Origin of the sequence: Enterovibrio nigricans DSM 22720 (assembly GCF_900167155.1) — a bacterium.
Lineage (GTDB): Bacteria > Pseudomonadota > Gammaproteobacteria > Enterobacterales > Vibrionaceae > Enterovibrio > Enterovibrio nigricans.
Map to the genome: position 1 here is coordinate 66,124 of NZ_FUXU01000002.1, position 25,473 is coordinate 91,596.

The 25,473-nt window shown below is 48.5% G+C and carries 26 protein-coding genes; 11 read left to right on the plus strand and 15 right to left on the minus strand.

All coding sequences use genetic code 11. The annotated features are described in order from the left end of the window. Nucleotide 1: 1 nt before the first annotated feature. The 3 genes from B5D35_RS01050 (at nucleotide 2) to tldD (ending at nucleotide 6,225) form a co-directional block, all read left to right on the plus strand. Nucleotides 2–3,880: a YhdP family protein gene (locus tag B5D35_RS01050; RefSeq protein WP_078750770.1), complete on the plus strand. Its 3,879-nt coding sequence runs from the start codon at nucleotides 2–4 to the stop codon at nucleotides 3,878–3,880. Beyond that, entirely contained in the window at nucleotides 3,880–4,698 is an 819-nt protein-coding gene (locus B5D35_RS01055) for a carbon-nitrogen hydrolase family protein (protein ID WP_078750771.1), read from the plus strand. Before B5D35_RS01050 ends, B5D35_RS01055 begins: the two co-directional genes overlap by 1 nt. A gap of 81 nt (nucleotides 4,699–4,779) precedes the next feature. Then, nucleotides 4,780–6,225, plus strand: a complete 1,446-nt coding sequence (gene tldD, locus B5D35_RS01060; protein ID WP_078750772.1) for a metalloprotease TldD — start codon at nucleotides 4,780–4,782, stop codon at nucleotides 6,223–6,225. A 64-nt stretch (nucleotides 6,226–6,289) separates the two neighbouring features. Here tldD and yjgA read toward each other — a convergent pair whose 3' ends face one another. Next, a complete protein-coding gene (gene yjgA / locus B5D35_RS01065; RefSeq protein WP_078750773.1) occupies nucleotides 6,290–6,820 on the minus strand; it encodes a ribosome biogenesis factor YjgA in 531 nt (176 codons plus the stop codon). Nucleotides 6,821–7,050: 230 nt separating this feature from the next. Here yjgA and pmbA point away from each other — a divergent pair, with 230 nt between their 5' ends. Next, entirely contained in the window at nucleotides 7,051–8,391 is a 1,341-nt protein-coding gene (gene pmbA, locus B5D35_RS01070; RefSeq protein WP_078750774.1) for a metalloprotease PmbA, read from the plus strand. 247 nt (nucleotides 8,392–8,638) lie between these two features. On the opposite strand, the gene mgtE is transcribed toward pmbA, so the two are convergent. The 12 genes from mgtE to B5D35_RS01130 form a co-directional block, all read right to left on the minus strand. Next, nucleotides 8,639–10,006: a magnesium transporter gene (gene mgtE, locus B5D35_RS01075; protein ID WP_078750775.1), complete on the minus strand. Its 1,368-nt coding sequence runs from the start codon at nucleotides 10,004–10,006 to the stop codon at nucleotides 8,639–8,641. A gap of 127 nt (nucleotides 10,007–10,133) precedes the next feature. Then, on the minus strand, nucleotides 10,134–10,409 hold the full coding sequence (locus B5D35_RS01080; protein ID WP_078750776.1) for an HPr family phosphocarrier protein: 276 nt from the start codon (nucleotides 10,407–10,409) through the stop codon (nucleotides 10,134–10,136). Then, nucleotides 10,406–11,257: an RNase adapter RapZ gene (gene rapZ / locus B5D35_RS01085; protein ID WP_078750777.1), complete on the minus strand. Its 852-nt coding sequence runs from the start codon at nucleotides 11,255–11,257 to the stop codon at nucleotides 10,406–10,408. The genes B5D35_RS01080 and rapZ overlap by 4 nt, the downstream gene beginning before the upstream one ends. Nucleotides 11,258–11,269: 12 nt before the next feature. Beyond that, nucleotides 11,270–11,713: a PTS IIA-like nitrogen regulatory protein PtsN gene (ptsN, locus tag B5D35_RS01090; RefSeq protein ID WP_078750778.1), complete on the minus strand. Its 444-nt coding sequence runs from the start codon at nucleotides 11,711–11,713 to the stop codon at nucleotides 11,270–11,272. A gap of 2 nt (nucleotides 11,714–11,715) precedes the next feature. Beyond that, nucleotides 11,716–12,003, minus strand: coding sequence for a ribosome hibernation promoting factor (gene hpf, locus B5D35_RS01095; RefSeq protein ID WP_078750779.1), 288 nt, complete (start codon nucleotides 12,001–12,003; stop codon nucleotides 11,716–11,718). Between the two features lie 26 nt (nucleotides 12,004–12,029). Beyond that, nucleotides 12,030–13,505: an RNA polymerase factor sigma-54 gene (locus B5D35_RS01100; RefSeq protein ID WP_078750780.1), complete on the minus strand. Its 1,476-nt coding sequence runs from the start codon at nucleotides 13,503–13,505 to the stop codon at nucleotides 12,030–12,032. Between the two features lie 72 nt (nucleotides 13,506–13,577). Next, nucleotides 13,578–14,303 carry an LPS export ABC transporter ATP-binding protein gene (lptB, locus tag B5D35_RS01105; RefSeq protein ID WP_078750781.1) on the minus strand — a complete coding sequence of 242 codons (726 nt, stop codon included), beginning with the start codon at nucleotides 14,301–14,303 and terminating at the stop codon, nucleotides 13,578–13,580. A gap of 6 nt (nucleotides 14,304–14,309) precedes the next feature. Then, nucleotides 14,310–14,822: a lipopolysaccharide transport periplasmic protein LptA gene (gene lptA / locus B5D35_RS01110; RefSeq protein ID WP_078750782.1), complete on the minus strand. Its 513-nt coding sequence runs from the start codon at nucleotides 14,820–14,822 to the stop codon at nucleotides 14,310–14,312. Next, nucleotides 14,803–15,369: an LPS export ABC transporter periplasmic protein LptC gene (lptC, locus tag B5D35_RS01115; protein WP_078750783.1), complete on the minus strand. Its 567-nt coding sequence runs from the start codon at nucleotides 15,367–15,369 to the stop codon at nucleotides 14,803–14,805. The genes lptA and lptC overlap by 20 nt, the downstream gene beginning before the upstream one ends. Continuing rightward, complete coding sequence (gene kdsC / locus B5D35_RS01120) at nucleotides 15,366–15,923, minus strand: 3-deoxy-manno-octulosonate-8-phosphatase KdsC (RefSeq protein WP_078750784.1); 558 nt, start codon at nucleotides 15,921–15,923, stop codon at nucleotides 15,366–15,368. Before kdsC ends, lptC begins: the two co-directional genes overlap by 4 nt. After that, nucleotides 15,923–16,894, minus strand: a complete 972-nt coding sequence (locus tag B5D35_RS01125) for a KpsF/GutQ family sugar-phosphate isomerase (RefSeq protein WP_425291106.1) — start codon at nucleotides 16,892–16,894, stop codon at nucleotides 15,923–15,925. Before B5D35_RS01125 ends, kdsC begins: the two co-directional genes overlap by 1 nt. Before the next feature lie 9 nt (nucleotides 16,895–16,903). Beyond that, the gene (locus B5D35_RS01130) at nucleotides 16,904–17,866 is read right to left on the minus strand and encodes a calcium/sodium antiporter (RefSeq protein WP_078750786.1); all 963 of its coding nucleotides are present in this window, start codon (nucleotides 17,864–17,866) and stop codon (nucleotides 16,904–16,906) included. Between the two features lie 383 nt (nucleotides 17,867–18,249). Here B5D35_RS01130 and mlaF point away from each other — a divergent pair, with 383 nt between their 5' ends. From mlaF to murA, 7 genes are read left to right on the plus strand one after another with little or no spacing between them, the layout of a single operon-like run. Beyond that, entirely contained in the window at nucleotides 18,250–19,047 is a 798-nt protein-coding gene (mlaF, locus tag B5D35_RS01135; protein WP_078750787.1) for a phospholipid ABC transporter ATP-binding protein MlaF, read from the plus strand. Between the two features lie 8 nt (nucleotides 19,048–19,055). Then, complete coding sequence (gene mlaE / locus B5D35_RS01140; RefSeq protein ID WP_139367712.1) at nucleotides 19,056–19,826, plus strand: lipid asymmetry maintenance ABC transporter permease subunit MlaE; 771 nt, start codon at nucleotides 19,056–19,058, stop codon at nucleotides 19,824–19,826. Between the two features lie 3 nt (nucleotides 19,827–19,829). Beyond that, nucleotides 19,830–20,306, plus strand: a complete 477-nt coding sequence (mlaD, locus tag B5D35_RS01145; RefSeq protein WP_078750789.1) for an outer membrane lipid asymmetry maintenance protein MlaD — start codon at nucleotides 19,830–19,832, stop codon at nucleotides 20,304–20,306. Between the two features lie 6 nt (nucleotides 20,307–20,312). Continuing rightward, nucleotides 20,313–20,963 (plus strand): ABC transporter substrate-binding protein, encoded by a 651-nt coding sequence (locus B5D35_RS01150; RefSeq protein ID WP_078750873.1) that lies wholly within the window; start codon nucleotides 20,313–20,315, stop codon nucleotides 20,961–20,963. Continuing rightward, the gene (locus B5D35_RS01155; RefSeq protein WP_078750790.1) at nucleotides 20,960–21,283 is read left to right on the plus strand and encodes an STAS domain-containing protein; all 324 of its coding nucleotides are present in this window, start codon (nucleotides 20,960–20,962) and stop codon (nucleotides 21,281–21,283) included. Before B5D35_RS01150 ends, B5D35_RS01155 begins: the two co-directional genes overlap by 4 nt. Continuing rightward, entirely contained in the window at nucleotides 21,280–21,543 is a 264-nt protein-coding gene (ibaG, locus tag B5D35_RS01160; protein ID WP_425291076.1) for a BolA family iron metabolism protein IbaG, read from the plus strand. The genes B5D35_RS01155 and ibaG overlap by 4 nt, the downstream gene beginning before the upstream one ends. A gap of 16 nt (nucleotides 21,544–21,559) precedes the next feature. Continuing rightward, nucleotides 21,560–22,816, plus strand: a complete 1,257-nt coding sequence (gene murA / locus B5D35_RS01165) for a UDP-N-acetylglucosamine 1-carboxyvinyltransferase (RefSeq protein ID WP_078750792.1) — start codon at nucleotides 21,560–21,562, stop codon at nucleotides 22,814–22,816. A 61-nt stretch (nucleotides 22,817–22,877) separates the two neighbouring features. On the opposite strand, the gene degS is transcribed toward murA, so the two are convergent. Both degS and B5D35_RS01175 read right to left on the minus strand, forming a co-directional pair. Then, nucleotides 22,878–23,942 carry an outer membrane-stress sensor serine endopeptidase DegS gene (gene degS, locus B5D35_RS01170; RefSeq protein ID WP_078750793.1) on the minus strand — a complete coding sequence of 355 codons (1,065 nt, stop codon included), beginning with the start codon at nucleotides 23,940–23,942 and terminating at the stop codon, nucleotides 22,878–22,880. 129 nt (nucleotides 23,943–24,071) lie between these two features. Then, on the minus strand, nucleotides 24,072–25,439 hold the full coding sequence (locus B5D35_RS01175; RefSeq protein WP_078750794.1) for a Do family serine endopeptidase: 1,368 nt from the start codon (nucleotides 25,437–25,439) through the stop codon (nucleotides 24,072–24,074). Nucleotides 25,440–25,473: the final 34 nt, after the last annotated feature.

Below are 25,473 nucleotides of genomic sequence, written 5' to 3' on the forward strand. Positions count from 1 at the left end.
GATGGTGAGATTTGCCCGTCGGATAGCGACATCAATCAAGTGGGTGTTGGTAAGTATGCTGGTGCTTACCGCAATAGTGACAGGCGCAATGCGCCTGCTTTTACCTCACTTGGATACTGCCAAAGCACCGATGCAAAAATGGGCGAATGAGGTCAGCGGTTTTTCCGTAGACTTTAGCTCGTTCAAAGGCCATTGGCGGAACCTTGTCCCTTCTTTAACGCTTCATGATCTGTCGTTGTCGACAGCGTCTCGTCATCACACGGTATTAACGGCTGACAGCATTGATATTCAGATTGACCTCTGGGGATCGCTGACGACGTGGGAACCGACATTTTCTACCGTAAGCATTGATGGCTTGCGCCTTGATTTAACCCAATTACCTGCTCGAAACGACAAAGAAGAAACTGGGCTTAAAAAACAGTTAGAGCAACTGTTTTTAGTCGGACTAGGACATTTTTCGGTTCATGACGCCCGGTTGATAGTGATGTCGCCCTCTGAGGAGCGACAAACGATTGCCATAGAATCTCTGCTTTGGGATAACCAATCCGGTAAACATCACGTTCAAGGCGTGGTAAGTGTCGAAGGAACATCGCTCAATCAGGTTGATATTCGGGGGGTATTCACTGAAAACCGAGGTCTGACTTCGCTTGATGGTGAGTTTTATGTCAAGGCCGAGGACGTTTCACTCCAAGAGTGGGTCAGTAACTACATCAACCCAGAGTTTAAGCTTTTCAGCGCGACGGTCGGGGGAGAGGTATGGCTGACCGTCGAGCAGGGATTACCCCAAAAAGCCCTGTTGAACATAGCTGAGACAGCGATGGCATGGGGTCCGAAATCAACAGCGATTGAATCTCAAGGACGCACTCGAAGTTTGTCTATCGCCCAAGGTCAGGTTTTTCTCTCCAGCACCAGTGAGAATGAATGGCAGCTTGCAACACATGGTTTTGCAATCAAATCGGGTGAAAGCCTTTGGCCTGATCCGCAAGTGAAATTAAACGTTAGCCGTGATAACTGGCGACTGAATGTCGGCGAGGCGGACATTCAGCTTCTTACGCCATTGACTGAAATCGTGGCATTACCTGAAGGCGTCGAGAATGCGCTGCAGTGGCTTGCGCCAGCCGGGCATGTTCGTGATATACGTGTCGCGCAAAAACAGGGTGAAGATGTCTCGTACTCGGCGTCTGTTAGCAAGCTAGCCTTTAATCGTTGGAGCTACCTGCCTGAAGTGCATAAATTGGATATGGACATTCTCGGCGTTGGCACCAAAGGTAAAGCGGTGTTGTCGATGAAAGATGACATCCTGCCTTATGGAAACTTCTTCCAAGCGCCATTGAATATCAAACACGGTGACGTATCGATTTATTGGGACTACAACGATTCGCGGACGGTGATTTGGTCTGATCATGTGGCAGTTGCGGCCCCCCATATTAACGTCCTCGGCGAGTTTCGTTTGGATCTCCCTCATAGCGGTGAACCATGGTTGGCATTTTACGCCGAGGCTAACGCCAATGATGCGGGTGAAACCTGGCGATATTTACCGACGTTGGCACTGGGCTTTGAGCTGACAGATTATCTTTCATCCGCGATTCGTGGCGGGCAAGCAGATCATGCAAAACTGGTGTGGTTTGGTGACTTCGAGACCTTTCCATATTTAAAAAATGAAGGTGTTTTCCAAGCGTATGTGCCGATCAATAATGGCCAGTTCAGCTTCGATACCCAGTGGCCGACGCTTACCGACTTACGCTTAGATCTTCTTTTCCAGAATGACTCAATGTTCTTGGATGCCTCCAATGTTCGCTTGATGAAAGCGCGTGGATATAACGTGAAAGGCGAAATACCATCATTCAGTGAAGATTACTCAAAACTGCTCATTAACGCCGATATTCAGGCGACAGGTGATGAGCTGCATAAGTATATGCTTGCAACTCCATTGGTGGACTCTGTAGGCGCTGCATTGACCCAAATTCAGGTAGGTGGGGAGGTCACTGGCAGCATCGATCTCAATATTCCGCTTAACGGTGATGATGTCGATGTGAAAGGCTCTGCGCAGTTGAATAACAATGTCGTATCGATTGTCAGCCCTGAGATGACACTGAACAAGGTCAACGGCACTATCGCGTTTCATAACGATGTTGTCTGGTCAAAAGGCTTTGACGCCATCTTATTGGAGCAGCCAATTCACGTTGGCTTTAACGGTGAAACAGAGTCAGACAACTACCTGATTGATATTGATATTAAAGGGAATTGGCAGGCGGACAAGTTGAAGTCTGCGTTAACACTGCCCGATTTGGATCTGGTAGAAGGTGAATCCTCATGGGACTTGGATGTCGGTGTTGCTCTTAAGGATATCGGTTTCACGTATGACGTTAAGCTGGATGCTGATCTGGCTAAAATGCGCATCGATTTGCCGGCGCCACTTGATAAGATTGCTTTGCAAAACAGCAAAGGAACGTTAAGAGCATCGGGGAATGGAGAGCGTTTGGTTGGTCAAGTGACGCTGCCAAATGTGAAATATCAGGCCGATGTGGATATTCAAGGGGCGTTGCCGGAAGTTTTACGCAGCCGCTTAGTAGTTGGTGATGGAGAACTGTCTTTACACCCTTTGCTGGGTAACGCAGTAAGCATTGATGTCTCGACCTTGGATCTCGCGTCTTGGAAAACGGTCTTATCACGGCTTCAAGAGGCTGAAAGTCAGAGTGACAAATCGTTTCCTGTTATTGTCCCAGAGCCCTCTCGCGTGAATGTTAAAGCGAAGAAATTACTTGCTGGGGAGTTGACCCTGAACAAGTTCTCAATGGCGGCTCGCGAGAAAAGTGACGGCTTCCATATTTTGGTTGGTAGTGAAGAGTTGGCGGGTGATGCATGGTGGGACGGTAAAGAGCGACTTACGGTCTCTATCGAGCACCTTTTCTTGAATGTTGATTTAGAAAAGGGAGCCGAAGAGGATAGTGATGCTACCCGAAAAACCAGCTTTGCCAGCAACACTGACAGAGCCATCATGGCGAAGATTCCCTCAACCGATCTCGTGATTGACGAGCTCTGGGTTCAAGGTTATCGCTTGGGGCGTGTTGAAGCCCAATTGTTGAAATCAGATAAAACGCTGACACTTTCTAAAATGTCGATTGGCAGTGGAGATACGCGACTCACAGCAAACGGGAAGTGGCATATCTCGGAGAAAGGACTTAACGAGAGCCAGATTAAGTTTGATATCAAAGACGCTAATAGTAGCGACTTGATGGGGCGCTTTGCTGTGTCTGGCGGGATCCAAGATGCCAGCTTTATGACAAAGTCTAACCTGAGCTTTAACGGTACGCCGTGGTCCATAAATTTATCAACCCTAGATGGCAGTGTAGAAACGAAGCTGGAAAATGGTTATGTCAGTGGTGTCGGCGGTGCAGGACGCTTGCTAGGCCTATTCAGCCTTGATTCGATTTTGAGAAAAATGCAGCTTGATTTTTCTGGGGTATTTGAAGACGGTCTTGCTTTTGATGAGATAAGTGGCAGTGCAGCAATCACGAACGGGGTCGTGGTCACTGATAATATTCAGATGAATGCGCTGGCAGGTGATATGTTTATTAAAGGGATAGCAAATTTGGTGGAAAATCAGGTAAATGCTGATGTCCGCTTTGTCCCGGATTTAACATCTGGCATTCCTGTGTTCACCGCTTTTGCTGTTACGCCACAAACCGCACTCTATGTACTTGCAGTTACTACCGTGATTTCGCCAGTCGTAGATGCGTTTACCCAAGTCAGGTATCAGGTAACCGGGTCAATTGATGATCCCGTCGTCAGGGAACTGTCTCGTATTACGGGAGAGGTGACGTTACCTGAGCAGGCTACTGAACGTCTGCGAACCGAACAGCAAGGGAGCAAACCATAATGACCAAATTTGGCGTTGTACAAATGAACTCGGGCGCGATTGCGGAAGACAACTTCGATGTATTGGAGGGGCAGTTAAAGCAATTACGCGCGCAAGGCGCACGCCTTGTCGTCACACCTGAAAACACGCTGGTATTCGGAAAAAAGGAAGACTACGAGAAATACGCGGAGCACCTTGGCCATGGCCCGCTTCAAAAGAAGCTTTCTCAGCTCGCGTTTGAGCTCGGTATCTGGTTGGTTATCGGGTCTTTCCCCATTCGCAATAATGACGGAACGCTCAGTACGACGTGCTTGGTCTACGATGCGGCCGGAAACTTGCGTGCTTCTTATGAGAAGCTGCATATGTTCGACGTTGATATCGCTGATAATCATCGCAGCTATCGTGAATCAGACACCTTCAAACCCGGTCAAGAAATGGCGCTTGTAGACACGCCTTTTGGCACATTGGGCCTGTCTATTTGCTATGACATCCGCTTTCCTCAGTTGTATACCGCATTGCGTCAGCGTGGCGCAGACATCATTGTCGTTCCTGCCGCATTTACCAAAGTGACCGGAAATGCACATTGGGAAGTATTGCTTCGTGCTCGTGCCATTGAAACGCAATGCTGGGTGCTGGCAGCCGCACAGTGTGGTGCGCATGAAGGTGGGCGTGAAACCTACGGACATTCGATGATTGTCGATCCTTGGGGGCAGGTTTCATGCTCGCTGAACGACCATATCGGTACCGCGTGGGCCGACGTCGACCTTGCGACCAACAGTGCGATTCGCAGCAAAATGCCTCTATTGCAGCATGCTAGGTTGCAATGCGCGATGAAATAGCGCAGTCTCGAAACATCTATATCCCTGCCACTTTATTTGTTGCAGGGCATCCTATTTTCAGTGCTAAAGAGCAGTTAATTCATGAGTCTGGAACACGTCGAAGAAACGATGCTGCACCTTTCAGGTATCAGCAAAAGTCAAATTAGCCAAACGTTGGAGCATTTGGCTGCACGAAATATCGATTACGGTGATGTGTATTTCCAGTCATGCTGGCATGAGTCGCTCGTATTGGAAGATAGCATCATCAAAGATGGGTCGTTTAATATCGATCGTGGTGTGGGTGTTCGCGCTATTACGGGTGAGAAAACGGGCTTTGCTTACTCGGACCAAATTAATGCCGATGCGTTGATGCAAAGCGCAACAGCTGCGCGTGGTATCGCCGATAAGGGCGGAAAACTTAACGTTTCTGCTTTCTCGACGAGACAGTATCCAGAAATATATCAAGCGATTGATCCTCTACATAGCATGTCAAAGCAGGAAAAAATCGCCCTGCTTAAAGAAGTGGATGTATATATCCGTGCAAAGGAGCCGCTGATCCAGGAAGTGTCTGCGAGCATTAGTGGTGTTTACGAGCAAGTGCTGATTGCGGCAACCGACGGTACATATGCCGCGGATATTCGCCCGCTTGTCCGCCTTTCTGTCAGCGTATTGGTAGAAAAAGATGGCAAGCGTGAACGTGGTGCTGCGGGTGGCGGTGGCCGTTTTGGTTACGAGTACTTTGTCAGTGATGAAGATGGAAAAACCGTTGCGATGCATTATGCCGATGAGGCGGTGCGACAAGCGCTGATTAATCTGCATGCCAAGCCAGCGCCAGCAGGTAGCATGCCTGTAGTATTAGGTGCAGGTTGGCCGGGTGTATTGTTGCACGAAGCTGTAGGGCACGGGTTAGAAGGCGACTTTAACCGTAAAGAATCGTCTGTCTTCACCGGTCAAATTGGCGAGCAGGTGACCTCTACGCTTTGTACCATTGTAGATGATGGTACGTTGAAAGACCGCCGAGGCTCACTGAACATTGATGATGAAGGTGTGCCTGGCCAATATAACGTGCTTATCGAGAACGGTATCTTGAAAGGTTACATGCAGGATAAACACAATGCACATTTGATGGGCGTTGCTCCAACGGGTAACGGGCGTCGAGAGTCTTACGCACATCTGCCAATGCCTCGCATGACGAACACTTATATGTTGGCGGGCGAAAGCACACCGGAAGACATCATTAGCAGCGTAGAATATGGCTTGTATGCACCAAACTTTGGCGGTGGTCAGGTAGACATTACGTCGGGTAAGTTTGTGTTCTCAACCAGTGAAGCGTATCTGATTGAAAACGGTAAAGTGACGACCCCTGTGAAAGGTGCGACATTGATTGGTAGCGGCATTGAAGCGATGCAGCAGGTTTCTATGGTCGGTAATGATCTGAAACTGGATCGTGGCGTGGGTGTCTGTGGTAAAGCAGGTCAGAGCGTGGCGGTCGGTGTGGGACAACCCACACTCAAGCTAGACGCGATGACCGTGGGTGGCACCGAGTAAACTCACCACCACACAGAGAAAAGAGATCGCAAAGAAAAAGCCGGAACACAGTTCCGGCTTTTTCTTATTCCGCGTCTTCTGCTCTTAGAGCTTTCAGAATCTGGAAAATTTCACGAGAAGCTTTAGGCGGCTTGTTACCTTCCAACTCTTTCTTCGCCTGACGCGCCAGTTGGCGTAGCTTTTGACGATCGGCCGTTGGATGAGTAGCAACAACGTCATTGATCGCTTTGTCGCCTTCGGCAATCAAGCGATCACGCATTTTCTCTATTTTCTTCAATTCAATAGACTGCTGGCTGTGCTTGTTACGCAACAGATCAAGTGCCGCTTGAATTGGCTCAGGATCACGAGTACGCATCATTTTTCCGATCAACTGCAGTTGACGGCGTCTTGCTTCTTTTTCAAAACGCTGTGCATCAATGACCGCATCGCGAAGATCATCATCTAGAGGAAACTTCGCCAAAATACCCGGCTTAAGAGAAACCAGCTCTTCACCCAGTTTTTGCAGTTCTTCCATGTCACGCTTCATCTCGGATCGGCTAACCCAGATGATTTCTTCTTCCTCTTCCCAAGGCTCTCTTTTATTCTTGCGGCCCATATTCAATCCCGAGGTTATCGCTTACTTTAACGGCGTAGTGTATACCGAAATCGGAAGAACAAGAAATACTGAACAATTCCTAAGCCGACATCCCTTTTTATTTGAAGTTATGCGTCGCCTATCAAAAGGGACTTTTCTGTGAGTAAATACCGTGTTTCCCTGAGTTTTTTAGGCCCGCAGGGCGGAGGGAGTGGTATGCTTAGAATTAACAAACATTATGTGATGAGTTTATGGACGTGAAACAACAGGTTGCTCAGCAGCGTGCCGAGCTCGAAGTCGCAGTATCGCGAGCTCTGGAGATGGCGAGTAAAAAAGCCGATGCAGCAGAAGTCGCGATTACCAAAACGACAGGTATCAGTGTCGCAACGCGCATGTGCGAAGTTGAAAGCGTTGAATTCAATAGTGATGGTGCTTTGGGGATCACTGTGTATCGCGGACAACGCAAAGGCAGTGCTTCGACATCTGATCTTTCGGAAAAAGCCATCGCAGAGACCGTAGAAGCGGCCCTCGATATTGCTAACTACACCTCTGAAGACCCTTTCTCAGGGCCTGCGCCAGCAGAGCTGATGGCATACGAATATCCTGATCTGGATCTTTTTTACCCAGATGAGCCCGAGCCTGATCATGCCGCAGAGAAAGCTATCGCGGCGGAGCGTGCAGCGCTGGATTACGATGGCCGTATTAAATTTAGTGATGGCGCAAGTTACGACAGTCACTACGGCGTAAGAGTTTACGGAAACAGCCATGGCATGCTGGGTAGCTACGCATCAAGCCGTCACAGCATCAGTTGTAGCGTGATTGCCGAAGATAGCAAAGGCATGGAACGTGATTACAGTTATACGGTTGCCCGTGATAAACGCGATCTTTGGACGCCACAACAAGTCGGTATTGAAGCGGCGAAACGCACCCTCATGCGTATTGAACCGCAGCGTATGAAAACCTGTCAGGTTCCAGTAATGTTTGCCGCCGACGTTGCGACGGGATTGCTCGGTCACTTAGTGATGGGGATCAGTGGCTCGAATTTATATCGCAAGTCATCATTTCTTTTAGACAAGCTCGGTCACCAAATTTTGCCTGAGTGGTTTTCGGTTTATGAGCGTCCTCACCTGTTGAAAGGCATGGCAAGCGCCCCTTTTGACAGTGAAGGAATGGTGACCAAAGACCTTGATATCATTCAAGGCGGCGTATTACAGACTTATCTAGCAACCAGCTATGCAGCGCGCAAGCTGGGTATGCAACCAACAGGTCATGCTGGTGGTATTCACAATTGGTTTGTGGGCAACACCGGACAGTCATTTGATCAAATGCTGAAAGAGCTGGGTACTGGCGTGCTGGTCACCGAGTTGATGGGTCAGGGCGTGAATGTTGTGACTGGCGATTACTCACGTGGTGCAGCAGGCTTCTGGGTTGAGAACGGTGAAATTAAGTACCCAGTGAGCGAGTTTACCATCGCAGGTAACCTTGCTGACATGTACAAGCAGATTGTTGCAGTAGGTGCAGACACAGAATACCGCAGTCAAATCCAGATGGGGTCGGTGCTTATTGAATCAATGAAAGTCGGCGGCGAGTAAATCGCGTCGCCCTTTGCACCCTGGCGTCGTTTGCTGCATATTTTTGCCCTAGTCACTTAGCCTACTAAGCTCCCAGGAACAAAAATACTTGCTGCCTCGCCAGGGCACAAATGGCTTAGCGATTGCAGCCATATATTTCAGGGATTCAAAAGCTTGAGGCCTAGCTACAACGAAATTGGCTTAGCAAAAAGTGCTTAGCATCAGTCCATGAAAAGAAAAAGGCTTTCGAGAGAAAGCCTTTTTTTCGTTATACGAGGAAGAGGGTAGCCAGTCCGAGGAAGACGGAGAGACCAACCATGTCGGTGATGGTGGTGAGCGCCATACCGCCTGCCAATGCAGGGTCGACTTTCATCTTTTTCAGCAATATTGGCACGGTTACACCGGCGACACCCGCGACAAAAAGATTTGTCAGCATGGCAGCGGCGATAATGCCACCCAGCATGAAGTCGCCCTTCCATAGCACCACAATACCACCAATGATACTCGCCCAAACCACACCGTTGAGTAAGCCAACGAGAGCTTCTTTGCTGAGTAGCCAACGGGTGTTGGAGTCACCAATATGGCCAACGGCGAGACCGCGGATAACAAGTGCGACGGTCTGGTTACCGGCAACACCACCCATTGAAGGGACGATGGTCATCAAGACGGCGATGGCTGCCATTTGCTGAAGCGTCGCTTCAAATAAGTTTGAGACGGAGGCCGCAGCGAGGGCAGCAAGCACATTACAACCTAGCCAGATGCTACGGCTGCGTGCTGATTTCAGCACGGGTGCAAACGTGTCTTCTTCGTCATCAAGACCTGCCATACTCATCATGGAGTGTTCAGCATCTTCACGGATGATGTCCACCACGTCATCGATAGTGATACGGCCAACCAGGTGATGCTCTTCATCAACAACAGGTGCAGATACCCAGTTTCGACGCTCAAAGATGCTGGCGACATCGCTGTCTTCCATGTCCACCGGAATCGCATCGTCCACGTCTTCCATGATATCGAGCACTTCGGTATCAGGTTGGGTGGTCAAAAGTACGGTGATGGGGAGTTCACCGATGAGACGGCTGTTTTCATCAACAACGTAAAGGGCATCCGTTGCTTCTGGCAGTTCACCTTTCATTCGAAGGTAGCGAAGAACCACGTCGACAGTAACGTCTGAGCGTATGGTTACCACGTCGGTATTCATCATACCGCCGGCGGTGTCTTCCGGGTATGCCAGCGCTTGTTCTACGCGCGCACGATCCTGCGCATCCATCTGGGATAGAACGTCTTGTGAGACCTGTTCAGGCAAGCTTCGCAGTAGGTAAGCGACGTCGTCAGTGTCCATGCCTTCCGTTGCAGCAGCAAGCTGATCCGGTTGCATGTGTACCATGATCCCGTCTTTAACGTCTTCAGACAGCTCTTCAAGGATCTCACCCTGTTCTTCGGGATCGGTTAATTGCCAGAGAACCAAACGGCTCTTTGGTGGGGAAGCCTCTAGAAGGTGGGCAATGTCTTCCGGTTCCATGTCCTCAAGCATGCGGCGGACATGGACGAACATACCGTTTTCAAGGGCGCGACTAACTTCCTGCAACGTTTGGTGCGTTTGGCTAGGCTGTTCTACTTCGTAATTCTCTGCCATGGAATTGTCCGTTTGACGACGGGTAACGCAATGACATGAATATTAACGCAATCTACGGGCAGTGTCTTTGGACAATTGCCCGTGTAGGAAAGTTGAGACGGGATGAGAAGGGGAAATAACGAGAGACTTAACTCTCCTCGTCAAATCCAGCTTCGATAAGCGAGGTGACAGCATGGAGTGCTTGCTCTGCCTGCTCTCCATTTGCGGATATCTGGATTTGTTCGCCTTGGCTGGAGTCCAACAATAAAATGGCCATGACACTGTCAGCGGTAACGGTTTGATCATCCTTAGAAATCGTCACTTCAGCGTCAAAACTTTGTGCCAGTTCAACCAGTTTGACCGCAGCACGAGCGTGTAAGCCTAATCGATTACGGATCAGGACTTCTTTGCTAAGTTGACTCATAGATTCCCTTCAAGTGTGCGGTGACGGATCTGAACTTGTTGTCCATGAGCGGCAAAGTAATCACCCAAAAACTGGGCAATATATACGGAGCGATGCTGTCCACCGGTACAACCGATTGCCACGGTAAGGTAGCTGCGGTTGTTTTTTTCAAATGCAGGCATCCAAGATTCGAGAAAACTTTTGACCTGAGCGATGAGCATTGCCACGTCTTGTTCTGAGGCGAGAAACATCTTCACGGGTTCATCCAGTCCGGTTAGCGGACGAAGTGCAGGATCCCAGTGAGGGTTTGGCAGAAAACGTACGTCAAACACATAGTCTGCATCAGAAGGGAGCCCATGTTTGAACCCAAATGATTCAAACACCATCACCAAGTCGCGATTGGTGCGGCCAAGTACCAATGATCGTACGGCTTCGCTAAGATCATGGACGGAATGCGAGGAGGTGTTAATGACTTTGTCCGCGCGCTCTTTTAACGGTGTCAGGAGGTGTTTTTCCTGCTCTATCGCTTGTTCAAGTGTGAGGTTATTGCGAGATAGGGGGTGCAAGCGACGCGTTTCACTAAAGCGTTTAACGAGTTCTTTGTCATCGGCATCGAGGAAAAACAGGTCAATATCCAGATCTTTCGGTAACTTCGCCAAAGTGTGGGAAATTTCATCGGGATCATCAGGCATGTTTCGAATATCAATACTTACTGCGATCTGTGAACCGCCACCGAGTTGTTCTGCCACAAACTGAGGCAGTAAATTAACAGGAAGATTGTCGACGCAGTAGTAACCCAAGTCTTCCAAAACACGAAGTGCAACGGATTTCCCTGAGCCGGAACGTCCACTGACGATTTTCAGCTGCATGAGTGCGATTCTCTATCCGGTTATAATGTCGTAAAGCTCTTGGTCGGAGCTGGCGTGGCGAAGTTGACGGCAAATGTGTTTGTCACCAAGCTTTTGCGCAATGAGAGACAGTGTGGTGAGGTGTTCTTTACATTGATCGTCAGGTACGAACAACGCAAAAAGCAAATCGACAGGTTGGTTGTCGATCGCGTCAAACTCAATTGGTTCAGCGCATTGAACCAACACACCGACAGCGTGATCACTGTTGAAAATGCGTCCGTGAGGTATGGCAATACCATTACCAATACCCGTACTGCCCATTTTTTCCCTGCCAAGCATGCATTCAAACAACTTTTGAGGGTTTTGATCTAACTCGGAGGCAGCGAGCTCGCTTATCAATTCAAGTGCACGTTTCTTACTTGAACAAAGGACTGCACTTTTGGTGCAGTCCAATTTAAGTACGTCTTTAAGTTCCATGATTAATGGTGATTCAACTTTTCTTTGTGTTTGGTTAACTGCTTAATCAGCTTATCAGTGAGTGCGTCTATGGCCGCATACATATTCTCTGAATCGGCTTTCGCGTGAATTTCGCCATTATTGACATGCAAGGTCGCTTCGGCAATCTGCTGCAATTTTTCGACATTAAGCACAACGTAAACGTTATTGATGTGATCAAAGAAACGCTCAAGTTTATCAAACTTAGTCATCACATATTCACGGAGAGAGTCTGTAACTTCGACGTGGTGACCGGTCAGATTGATTTGCATAAACATCTTCCTTCTGGTTGAGACGCCTAGATAAGGCGCTTGCGCTGATTTGACGGAGCGATACCCAGAGACTCACGATATTTCGCAATCGTTCGTCGTGCTACCTGGATCCCTTGCTCCGCCAGCAATGTGGCAATTTTACTGTCGCTGAGTGGCTTCGCCGGGTTTTCTGCGGCGACCAACTTTTTCACCAGCGCCCGTATTGCCGTTGAGCTGCACTCACCGCCATTGTCGGTACTGACATGGCTAGAGAAGAAGTATTTCAATTCAAAGATACCCCGCGGGGTATGCATGTACTTTTGTGTGGTAACGCGCGAGATGGTGGATTCGTGCATGTCTACGGCAAGAGCGATGTCGTTCAGTACCATGGGCTTCATGGCCTCTTCACCATACTCAAAGAAATTTTGTTGATGTTCTACGATGCAGCGAGCGACTTTTAAAAGGGTTTCATTTCGGCTTTCTAGGCTTTTAATCAACCATTTAGCATCTTGGAGATGACTGCGGATGAACTGACTGTCTGCAGCACTACAGCCATTTTTAGTTAATGCAGCATATTGCTGATTCACTTTTAGACGCGGCACGCTGTCAGGATTAATTTGAACGACCCATTTACCACGATCTTTGAACACCGAAACATCAGGGATAACGTATTCAGCCTCATTGGTGACAATGAGGTTGCCAGGCCTTGGTTCCAAACTGTGGATGAGGCGCATAACTTCTTTTAAGTCTGCTTCACGTAGTTTGGTTTCTTTCATGATCTGACGAAAATCGCGGTTTGCCAACGAGTTCATGTGGTCTCGAAGCACCAAGCGCGACTCAGTAAGCCACGGCGTGTCTTCTGCAAATGCAGCAAGCTGTATTAGTAGGCACTCTTGCAATGAACGCGAAGCGACACCAAGAGGGTCGAATTGTTGAACGCGTTTTAGTACCGCTTCAACCTCGTCAAGTTCAACCTCTTCGTCTTCAGCACCCAAGCTGTCGAGGATGTCTTCGCAAGAGATAGTGAGGTAGCCTTTGTCGTCAACGGCGTCAATGATGGCGGTTGCGATGGCTAAATCGACCTCGGTAAATGGTGTCAGCTGAACCTGCCAGACTAAATAGTCATGCAAGGTTTCTGTGGTTTCACCTTGGTAAACGGGAATGTCGTCGCCAAGGGAAATACCCGTACTCCCTGTATTGGCGCTGTAAACATCGTCCCATGTCGTGTCGACGGGTAAATCATCGGGCATTTCTTGTTGGTTCAGTGCTTCTGCACTGTCTAATGAATCAGAGCTGTCAGCAGAGACGGTCGCGTTATCGCCGTTTTCAAATTCTTGTGCGCTGTCACCGTCAATGTTGTTATCGGACGAGTCATCTTGTTCGAGTAGAGGGTTTGCTTCGAGTGCTTCCTGAATTTCCTGCTGTAAATCCAGCGTCGACAACTGGAGCAGGCGAATAGCCTGTTGCAGTTGCGGCGTCATGGCAAGTTGTTGGCCAAGTTTAAGCTGGAGCGAGGGTTTCATAGTTATTCTGGCACCTTTATTTCTTTTGTCAGTGCATGATCTGAAAGTAAATACGCCAACCGTATTTCTTAACTATAGCCTGAACTGGTCCCCGAGATAGACTCGTTTTACATGCTCATCATTTAGCACTTCATCAGGAGTGCCATGTGCGATCAAGTGTCCCTGGCTAACAATATAGGCGTGCTCACAAACACTCAGTGTCTCACGTACGTTGTGATCGGTAATTAACACGCCCAAACCTCTGTCTCGCAGGTGCTCGATGATTTTTTTGATATCGATAACCGAGATAGGGTCAACACCCGCAAAGGGTTCATCCAGCAAGATGAATTTTGGATTCGCAGCTAGAGCGCGAGCGATCTCAACACGACGACGTTCGCCACCTGACAATGCCATACCCATGCTGTTGCGGATATGTTGGATGTTGAACTCGTCGAGCAAGTCCTCAGCTTTATCCTGTCGCTCAGCTTTAGACAGCTCTTTGCGGGTCTGCAAGACAGCCATCAAATTGTCGTACACACTGAGTTTACGAAAGATGGATGCTTCTTGTGGAAGGTAACCAATCCCCATTCGAGAACGATTGTGCATCGGTTGAATACTGATGTCTGTTTCATCGATATGAATAGAACCTTCATCACGAGCGACCAAACCAACAATCATATAGAAAGAGGTGGTTTTGCCTGCGCCGTTAGGACCCAATAGCCCAACAATTTCTCCGGATTTAACTTCCAAGCTAACATCGGTAACGACTTTGCGCCCGTTGTAGCTTTTGGCAAGGTTTTTAGCGGTAAGTATGGCCATGAGGCATTAATTCTTTTCTTGTTGTTTCGTTTGCGGCTGCAAAATCGTGGTCACACGACTGCTCTTATCGCTTTCTGCCATAAGCAATTGCTTATCAATGTTGTAGGTAATCTTCTGACCTTCAATCTGGTTGCCGCCTTCTTGCGTTAAGACAGCATCCTTGGTCATGGTCAAAAAGCTTTTACCTACTTCGTAGCGAAAATCAAACGCTTTGCCATCAATTTTTTTGCCGTCATCCATCGTTTGTTGGAATGTGGCTGGCGCACCGTAGGCGTCAATGATCTCAGAGCCTTCGGTACCAGATGGACGTGTAACGACCACTTTTTCTGCACTCAATCGAATGGAACCCTGACGCAGGAACACATTGCCAGTGAAAACCACTGTGTTGGTTTTCATGTCCAAATTCTGTGAGTCTGAGTCAATATATATTGGCTGCTCGGAGTCTGATGACAGAGCGAGGGCACTGCCTGACAGCAACATCATTATGATGGCAAAGATGCTATTTCTTTTCTGATTCATACCTGCTCTTCACTTGTTCAATCAGCTCCATCTGATGGGTGCCAAAGTTTCCTTTAACGCGTTCGCCGCGAGTTTGAAGACCTACGCCGGTAATTTCTGTTTCTTTGTCAGACCAGAAATCGCGGGTTTTCAGATCCAGCGTCAATTCGTCAGTGGTGACGACTTTAATTTGGGCATCGGGTAACAGGTTAAAGATCCTGACACGGCCTGTCATCACCAGAATTTGGTTATTGTCCAAAACAGCAAAATCTGAACTGACACGCCATTCTTCATCTGCGCCGTCTTTATATGTCCACAGTACAGGTTCGTTAAAATGGGTTTCGTCCAGTTTCTGGTAGTGCTCCAGGTAGGTCGATTTCAGCAAATAGTTGCGAATGCCTGCCTGGTTGTAGCTAGTCGAAGCGACATTCTCTGAAGTAAATAAGGGTTTTTCTGCATCCGGTGCAACCTGAACCTCTTCCTGCCAATAGTGTTGGCTGAGCAGGTAGTATCCTGCGTAGCCACACACGGCAAGCAGGAGAGTGACACCGAGATGTCGGAATATCATATACTCAGCCCCTTGTGTATATCGAGTTCACCGCGCGCTTCTAGGATCAAATCACAAATTTCGCGAACGGCACCATACCCCCCTAAGGTGCGGGTGACAAAATCTGCTCGCTGTGCCAATAGAGGATGCCCATCATTGACACATACCGACAGCCCGATTTGAGACATGACGGTCCAATCAATAAGATCGTCACCAATATACGCGGTTTTCTCTGCCGGAATGGCGAGCTTTTTCACTAAATCCAAATACGCCGAGGCCTTATCGTCTTGCCCTTGGTAAATATGTGTAATACCCAGCGCTGACATGCGACGCTCAACAATGGCGGATTTTCTGCCCGTGATAATGGCGATTTCAACACCTGCATTCATCAAAGATTTCACACCGTAGCCATCACGGGTATGAAAAGCTTTAAGCTCTTCACCATCATTGCCCATGTAGACGCGTCCATCAGAGAACACGCCGTCAACATCGCAGATCAGTAGTTTAATTTCAGCGGCACGTTTAAAAAGAAGGGTCTCGACCGGGCCGTAAAGGGTTTCTGTTGTTTCTGTCATTACATGACCCCAGCTTTCAGTAAATCGTGCATATTCAGTGCGCCAATGAGTTTGCCATTTTCAGCGACAAGCAACCCATTGATTTTTTTCTCTTCGAGGGTTTTTAACCCTTCGGCTGCCAGCAGATCGGCACTGACTGTTGTTGGGTTCTTGCCCATGACATTACCGATCGCGGTGCTGTGGATATCAATGCGTTGATCAAGTAGACGGCGCAGATCACCATCGGTAAAAATGCCTTTAAGTGTATCGTCGCTTTCTACCACGGCGGTCATACCCAGCCCTTTGGCGGACATTTCAAGCAAGGCGTCTCGGATGGTGCTGTTCGGAGACACTTTAGGCAGGGCATCACCCGTGTGCATAATGTCGGCAATGCGAAGCAAAAGCTTGCGACCAAGCGCGCCACCTGGGTGTGATAGAGCAAAGTCATCGGCAGTGAAGCCTTTTGCTTGCATCAATGCCATGGCAAGCGCGTCACCCATCACGAGTGTCGCTGTGGTGCTGGAGGTTGGTGCTAGGTCTATCGGGCAGGCTTCTTTATGTACCTTGATGCACAGATTGACCTGTGCCAGACGCGCCATGGTAGATGACGGGTTGCTGGTCATGGTGATTAAAGTGATACCGCGACGCTTCACAACGGGCAGCAGCGTAATAATCTCTGAGGCTTCACCTGAGTTTGAAATCGCGAGGACAACATCGCCTTTTTCAATCATACCCAAGTCGCCATGACTGGCTTCGCCGGGGTGAACAAAAAAGGAAGGGGTGCCGGTGCTTGCCAGCGTTGCAGCAATTTTAGTACCGATATGCCCTGACTTGCCCATTCCCATTACGACCACTTTACCGTTGGCATTCAGGATTAATCTGCATGCCTCAGAAAAGTCGTCGTTAATGTACTGTTCGAGTTGCTCAATGGCTTCGAGTTCCGTTTTTAGCGTCGAGATGCCAGCTTGGCGAAAATCAAACTCAGTCATAATGACTCCGTATTAAGCGGCAACGTGAGATAACAAATAGCCTTGGTAACCTACAAAACACGTGAGTAAGGCGATGCCTTCCCAGCGGCGAATAGTGCGTGATTTACCAACCGCGAATATAAAGAGCAAAACCGATATCGCCAACATGACGTAGAAATCGCGTCCCATTGCCAGCGGATTCAGCTCCGATGGTGCGAGAAGACCGGGTAAGCCCATAACTGCGAGGATATTAAAGATATTTGAACCGATAATATTACCGACAGCAAGGTCATCCTCTCCTTTCATCACTCCTGCTACTGATGCAGCCAGCTCAGGAAGGCTGGTACCTACTGCGACGATTGTCAAACCTATGACCAGATCACTCATGCCAAATGCTTTTGCAATCACGACAGCGGAATCTACCACCATGTCAGCGCTGAATATCAATAGAGCTAACCCGATAACAATCCAAATCGCCGCTGAGACATTGCTGACACCCTGCGGGATTTCAGCTTCCTGCTCAACTAACATCGGGTCTTCTGCACCGCTATCTTTACCAAATTTCATCATAAGAAGAAGGAAGGCAGCGAACATCACCGCAAGCGCAACACCTTCCCCAAAACCGAGATAGTTATCCCACAAAATGGCTCCAGCAATAATGGTGACACCCAGCATAAGCGGGAGTTCACGACGAATAATGCCAGAGCTAATAGAAAGCGGCTTGATCAGCGCCGTAACACCGAGAATGAGAGCAATATTGGCAATGTTTGAGCCGAGCACGTTACCAACGGCCGTGTCAGTTTTTCCATCGAGGGCAGCCGTTGCGGATACCACCATTTCAGGGGCAGAGCTGCCCATCGCAAGAATTGTCATTCCAATGACAAGAGGAGAGATACCTACATTGCGGGCAATTGCGGCTGCACCGTAAACTAATCTGTCAGCACTCCATACCAACAAACATAGGCCTACGACTAATATGGCGGTCGCTTCAAACATTTAAATACCTTCTAAAATCGATAGGGCGAAAGCGTGAAAAGGGCAATTTTGACCGCTATTGGGATAAATGTGAAGAAAAACGGCGTTATCTCTTGATGTTAAGAGGTGACATTTTGTTTGCAGGCAAGATTATAGGCGCGATGGAGCGTTCAAATTAGCTGACCAGTGTGAGGTGGTTATTGTTTGATATAAGACTTTGTCGTTTTTTGTCAGTGGCACGGCGTTATTGTGTTGTCTTTATTAAAGGACAATGCATGCCGGGATTCTGAACGTATCTTAACCGAAACTTTGCAAATGAATACTGTGCAATTACTTGTTTTGCCCCCCCAAGCACTCTATGATCAGTCACTTAATGTTCAATAAAATCAGCACTAAGGCATTCGATGAGTGATGAGAATCTGGTTGAAGTACGTGAACTGACTTTCTCTAGAGGAGAAAGGATGATCTTTGATAACGTCAGTCTCACGGTGCCGGTGGGTAAAGTCACAGCCATTATGGGGCCATCAGGCATAGGTAAAACCACGTTACTGCGCCTGATTGGCGGTCAGTTGCTGCCTGAGTCCGGTGACGTCATGTTTGGCGGACAGAATATCCCCACACTTTCTCGATCTCGTCTTTATGAAGTGCGCAAGCGTATGAGCATGTTGTTTCAATCGGGCGCACTGTTTACTGACATGACAGTGTTTGAAAATGTTGCTTTTCCACTTCGCGAACATACTGAGCTTTCAGAGTCCTTAATTAAAACCATCGTCTTACTCAAGCTCGAAGCCGTGGGCTTACGGGGCGCTGCTGATCTGATGCCAAGTAGCCTTTCCGGCGGGATGGCTCGTCGCGCCGCACTGGCTAGGGCAATTGCGCTTGATCCAGAACTCATCATGTATGACGAACCGTTTGTTGGACAGGATCCTATAACGATGGGCGTGTTGGTTTCCCTGATACGAAATCTAAATCAGGCATTAGGTTTGACATCCATTGTCGTGTCTCACGATGTGCCAGAAGTGATGAGTATTGCTGATCACGTATATTTATTGGCAAATGGAAAAATCATTGCCTCCGGATCACCGCAATCGTTGCGTGAGAATGACGACCCTCGTGTTGTTCAATTTCTCAAGGGTGACGCAGATGGACCCGTCCCTTTTCGTTATCCCGCAATGGATATAACTCAGGAGTTGTTCTCGTGATAGTGAATATGGTTCAAGCGTTAGGTGCTCGCGCCATGTCGGTGTCGCAAGCTATGGGGCGCGCAACATTTGTCTTGGTTGGGGCACTCGTAGGAAAGCCTCAACCCAAGAAAATGTTCCCGCTTCTCATCACCCAGCTTTATTCCATTGGCGTCCGTTCATTGGCCATCATCATGGTGTCAGGCCTGTTTATCGGCATGGTACTGAGTCTTCAAGGCTATCTTGTTCTGGCGGATTTCGGTGCAGAAAGTGCGTTGGGACAAATGGTGGCTTTATCGTTATTGCGCGAGCTTGGCCCTGTGGTAACAGCGTTATTGTTTGCAGGGCGAGCAGGGTCTGCACTGACGGCAGAAATTGGCTTAATGAAAGCGACCGAACAGATTTCCAGTCTTGAAATGATGGCCGTTGACCCTCTTCGTCGTGTGGTAGCGCCGCGATTTTGGGCCGGTGTGATCTCAATGCCTTTGCTTGCCATGATTTTTATGATGGTAGGCGTTTGGGGGGGGCAGTTAGTGGGTGTCGATTGGAAAGGCATCGACTACGGTAGCTATTGGTCAACCATGCAATCGTCCGTGGAGCTAGGCTACGACATCGGACAATCTTTCGTAAAATGTGTGGTATTTGCCATCACAGTCACTTGGATTGCCTTATTTAATGGCTACGATGCGATTCCTACTTCTGAAGGGATCAGCCGAGCCACAACGAGAACCGTCGTGCACTCTTCTTTAGCAGTGCTTGGTCTGGATTTTGTCCTTACAGCGCTGATGTTTGGGAGTTAATCAATGCAGCAAAATAGAAAAACTGAATTTTGGGTTGGAACTTTCGTTCTGGCAGGTATTGCTGCCATTTTGTTGCTGATATTTCAGGTGGCGGATATCAAAAGCTTTACCCGAGCTGATCATTACACGCTGGAAGCACACTTTGACAATATTGGTGGCTTGAAAGTACGTTCCCCGGTCAAAGTAGGTGGTGTGGTTGTTGGACGAGTGAGTGATATCACCCTGTCTGCACCCGATTACATCCCGACAGTAACAATGGAAATTGATAGCCAATATGGATACTTCCCTGAAACCAGTTCAGCGGCGATTTTGACGTCAGGGCTAATCGGCGAGCAATTTATTGGGATTCGCCCCGGTTTTATAGATGAGGATATCCTGTTACTGAAAGATGGTGACTTATTAGAAGATACGCGTTCAGCCATGGTGTTAGAAGACCTCATTGGTCAATTCCTTTACAGCGTGGGTGGAACGGAGGAGTAAGCAATGATGAAAAAGTGGCTAGCAGCAGCCTCCACATTGGTCCTAATGTTTTGCGCACCTTTTGCGTCAGCAGCCGATGTGGATTCGATGAATCCTTATACATTAATTAATGGCGTCGCAGACAGTGCTTTCAGCCGTCTTAAAGCGGATAAAGACACTTATCAAGCCAATCCGGAATTGCTTCGCCAAGTGGTTGTAGAAGAGCTAATGCCGCACATCAATGTTCGCTTAGCTGCGTTGAAGGTACTTGGGCCTAGAGCCAATAAGGCGAGCAAAGATCAACGTGACCAGTTTACGGCGGCATTTTATGATTATTTGGTTGCCTCCTACGCGCGGATCTTAACGCAATACACAGATCAAAATGTCACGGTAGAGCCAGAAAAAGCCATCGATCCGAAGCGCAAAGTGGTGTCAGTACGCGTAGATATTGTCGACAGTTCTCGTCCTCCAATTCGTCTTGATTTTAAATTGCGTAAAAACGGTAAAACGGGCGAGTGGCAAGGCTTTGATGTTGTGGTTGAGGGTGTCAGTATGCTCGATACCACGGCGAGTGAGTGGAGCGGACAACTACGTAAGAAAAATGGTATAGAAACAGTGGCTAAAGAGATGGTGCAGCGAGCCAAAGCACCTATCACGAAAGAAGAGACAGAATCGTGAATGCACCACTGTCGATAGAACGACACACAAATGGACATTACTGCTTGTCAGGAGAGCTTGATCGTGACACAGTGCCCCCATTTTGGAAGTGCCGTACCAACTGGTTACCCGAAGGGAAAACAGTAACGCTAGACCTCGCTGCTTTGCAGCGTGTTGATTCGGCAGGTATGGCCATGTTGCTGCATTTGCAGCAGCTACTCAATGAGAATCATCAATCGCTGATTCTGCGTAACGTCCCTGAACCGCTTAGGATGTTACTTACACTGAGCAATGTAGAAAGTCTTTTCGCTGACGTTATTGAGTCAGCTCAAGAGGAATGATTGTGGAACCTACAGAAATTAAAGCAATTCTTGAAGATGCCTTGTCACTGGACGAAATTCTTGTGAAAGGTGATGGTAGTCATTTTGAAGTGGTTGCTGTGGGTGAATTGTTTGACGGCATGTCGCGTGTGAAAAAGCAGCAAACAATCTATGGACCACTGATGGAACACATCAGAACGAATGCCATACACGCATTAAGCATCAAAGCGTTGACCCCAGCAGAATGGGCACGCGATAAAAAACTGATGCAACCGCTATAAGTCCACGAGGAACAGCATGCAAAAATTCCGTGTCCACGGTGGTGGCCCACTGCGTGGTGAAGTCACTATTTCAGGCGCAAAAAACGCCGCACTTCCTATTCTATTCGCTGCACTGCTTGCTGAAGAGCCCGTAGAAGTTGCGAATGTTCCCAAGCTTCGCGATATCGACACCACGATGGAGCTACTCAGCCGTTTAGGTGCGACAGTCACGCGCAATGGCTCTGTGCATGTAGATGCGAGTGAAATTACTGAGTTTTGTGCACCGTACGATTTGGTAAAAACCATGCGTGCGTCTATTTGGGCTCTGGGTCCTTTGGTTGCACGTTTCGGTAAGGGACAGGTTTCTCTACCGGGTGGTTGTGCGATTGGTGCGCGTCCTGTGGATTTACATATTCACGGTCTGGAGCAACTGGGTGCGAGAATCACCCTCGACGAAGGCTATGTAAAAGCACACGTTGATGGTCGTCTGAAAGGCGCGCATATCGTCATGGATAAAGTGAGCGTTGGTGCCACTGTAACCATCATGTGTGCTGCGACGTTGGCTGAAGGCACGACGGTTATCGAAAACGCCGCACGTGAACCTGAGATTGTTGATTGTGCGAACTTCCTGAACATGCTGGGTGCGAAAGTATCAGGCGCGGGGACAGACAGCATCACGATTGAAGGGGTAGAACGTCTAGGTGGCGGTTACCACGAGGTGGTTGCAGACCGTATCGAAACGGGTACCTTCCTTGTTGCTGCGGCCGTCTCTGGCGGTAAAGTCACGTGCCGAAATACATCAGCAAAGTTGATGGAGTCGGTACTGGCAAAACTCGAAGAAGCGGGTGCATTGGTTGAAACGGGTGAAGATTGGATCTCGCTGGACATGACGGATCGTGAACTGAAAGCAGTCAACATTCGTACGGCGCCACATCCTGGTTTCCCTACGGACATGCAGGCACAGTTCACGCTGTTGAACCTGATGGCGAAAGGCACGGGTATCATCACCGAAACCATTTTCGAAAACCGCTTTATGCATGTGCCTGAGTTACAGCGTATGGGCGCACATGCTGAAATCGAAGGCAACACCGTAGTGTGCGGTGATTGTGACGGCTTGAGCGGTGCACAAGTGATGGCGACAGATCTTCGCGCGTCAGCGAGCCTTGTTATCGCAGGTGCTATTGCTAAAGGTGAAACCATCGTTGATCGTATTTACCACATTGATCGTGGTTATGAGCACATTGAAGGTAAACTGAAAGGTTTGGGTGTGCACATTGAGCGTTTTAGCGAATAAGGCAATCGCCAAACAGAAAAAGGTCACTTCGGTGACCTTTTTTTATATATAGGGTTTCTTTTTATCGGGCGGGATCTTCACCGATAGTAACCATCACTTCGATCGGCTTGCCGTCACGGATGAGTTTGAAAGGAACTTCAGTGCCTGGACGAGTATCAGCAACGATATCAAGCGCATACCTGAAGCTATTGATTGGTTTTCCGTCTATTTCAACGATAAGGTCGTTCACCTTAATGCCTGACTTTTCGGCTGGGCCATCCGGAGCAAGGCTCGCAATTAACACGCCACGGACTTGTTCTGCATCGAGAAGTCTCGCCATGACTTGGTTCACTTCTCGGCCTTCGACACCAAGATAACCGCGAATAACGCGTCCATCTGCAATCAACTTTTGCATGATTTTTACGGTAAGCGTATAGGGAATAGCGAACGAAATACCATAGGTATCAATGTCAGTAGTTTGCTGGAATGAAGCCGTGTTAATGCCTACCAACTCTCCTCGACTATTCACTAACGCACCGCCGGAGTTGCCGCGATTTATAGCTGCGTCCGTTTGAAGAAAATCCTGACGCTGATTAAAACTCATGCCTGGACGACCTGTGGCGGAGATGATGCCAAATGTGGTGGTTTGTCCGAGGTTATAAGGGTTGCCTATCGCCAGTACGATATCCCCAACCGACGGGTCGTAACTGTCATTAAAAGGAATGACAGGCAGATCATCGAGATCAACTTTTACGACAGCGAGATCGGTACGAAGATCTTTCCCCACCAACTGTGCGGTACTGATCCTGCCATCTTGTAAGGCAACAATGATCTGATCAGCGCGAGCCACTACGTGATAGTTCGTCACGATGTAGCCTTTGTCACTCATGATTACGCCAGATCCTAACCCTTCAGCATTCAATTGAAGGCGATTCTCATTGCTGTATCTTCGGGTGTAGATGTTGACGACGGCTGGTGATGCTCGGCGCACGGCGTAATTGTAGGAAAGCAGTGATTCGTTAGTTTCAAACTGAACGAGTGCAACATCAGGGAAGAGTTGGCTGGTTCTCAGAGAGGGAACGGCAAACAACAGAATGACAGCGACAAATACGCCGTAAACTGCTGAACGCGCTAAAAGTGACAGCATGGTCATTCCCTACACCGACTAAAATCCGAGGTGCAAAGCATAGCATTGAAATAGCGACAAGAGTAGAAGAAGAGAGGGAGGATCAGGAACCTAAAATTGATTCAGGTCCCTGATGTGACTTAGGTTATATCAACGGATCACTAAATACATTGAAGCGCCATTTCGTAGGATATTCAGTGCCAGAGCGCTAGGCTTGCTTTCGAGCTCTTTGCGAAGGTCTCCTAGGTTTTTCACCTTGTTTCGGTTAAGACCTACGATGACATCGCCTTCTTTCAGGCCATAGCGTGCAGCCGTGGAATCCTTCTCAACGTTAGAAACGCGAACGCCTTTCACTTTACCTTCAGCATAGTTTTCTAGCTCGGCACCTTTTAGGGCTTCATGCAAAGTTTCCGCTTTGGCTTTGGCCAGCGTTGCTTCTTTGAGCTTTGCCGTGACCGTTTTCTCTTTGCCATCGCGGATAATACCCAGTTTCACGTTCTTGCCAGCCCCAAGGGTGGCAATTTTCGCCCGCAACTCGCCAAATGTGCGAATGTCTTTCCCGTTTACGGATACGATAATGTCGCCAGCTTGAATACCCGCAGCTTGAGCCGCTGAGTCTGGGACGACTTGGCTGACAAAAGCACCATGATTCGTTTCATAGCCAAATGCTTCTGCCAGTTCATTGGTAAGCTCACCGCCTTGCACGCCTAATACGCCACGTTTTACTTCGCCAAACTCAAGGATCTGGTCGACGAGGTTTTTTGCCATGTTGACAGGAATAGCAAAGCCGATGCCGATGTTACCGCCATTCGGACCTAAGATAGCTGTATTGATACCAACCAGCTCACCATTGAGGTTTACCAGCGCACCACCGGAGTTGCCGCTGTTAATAGCAGCGTCCGTTTGAATAAAGTTTTCAAAGTTTTCTAAATTCAGGCCGCTACGGCCAAGTGCAGAAATGATACCGGAAGTCACGGTTTGACCTAGGCCAAATGGATTGCCGATAGCAATGGCGAAATCGCCCACACGCAGATTGTCTGAGTCAGCCAGTTTTATTTCTGTTAATTCATCCGCTTTTTCTAGCTTCAGCAACGCCACATCCGACATGCTGTCACTGCCAATCAGTTCAGCGTCATATTCACGTCCATCGTGTAATTGGACTCGGATCGTATCAGCACCATCGATAACGTGGTGGTTGGTGACGATATACCCTTTGTCGGCATCAATGATGACACCCGATCCCAAACCGCGGAAAGGTCGCTCCTTAACCTGTTCAGATGGAAAATCAGGGCCAAAGAAAAAGCGGAAAGATTCAGGAATACGCTGGGTTGAGGTATGGCTACCTTCTACAGCGATGCTGACGACGGCAGGGCTGACGGTTTCAAGCATGGGTGCCAAACTAGGCAAACTTTCGCCCGCTACAGCACTAGGCAGTGCCGCAGTAGCTGGTAAAGCAGTAATAGTCGTGCTAGCAGCGAGCGCTAATGCACTCAATGTAACTAAAGACGTTCTTTTCATAAACACACTCCCCACAATAGGTACGAAGTAAGAG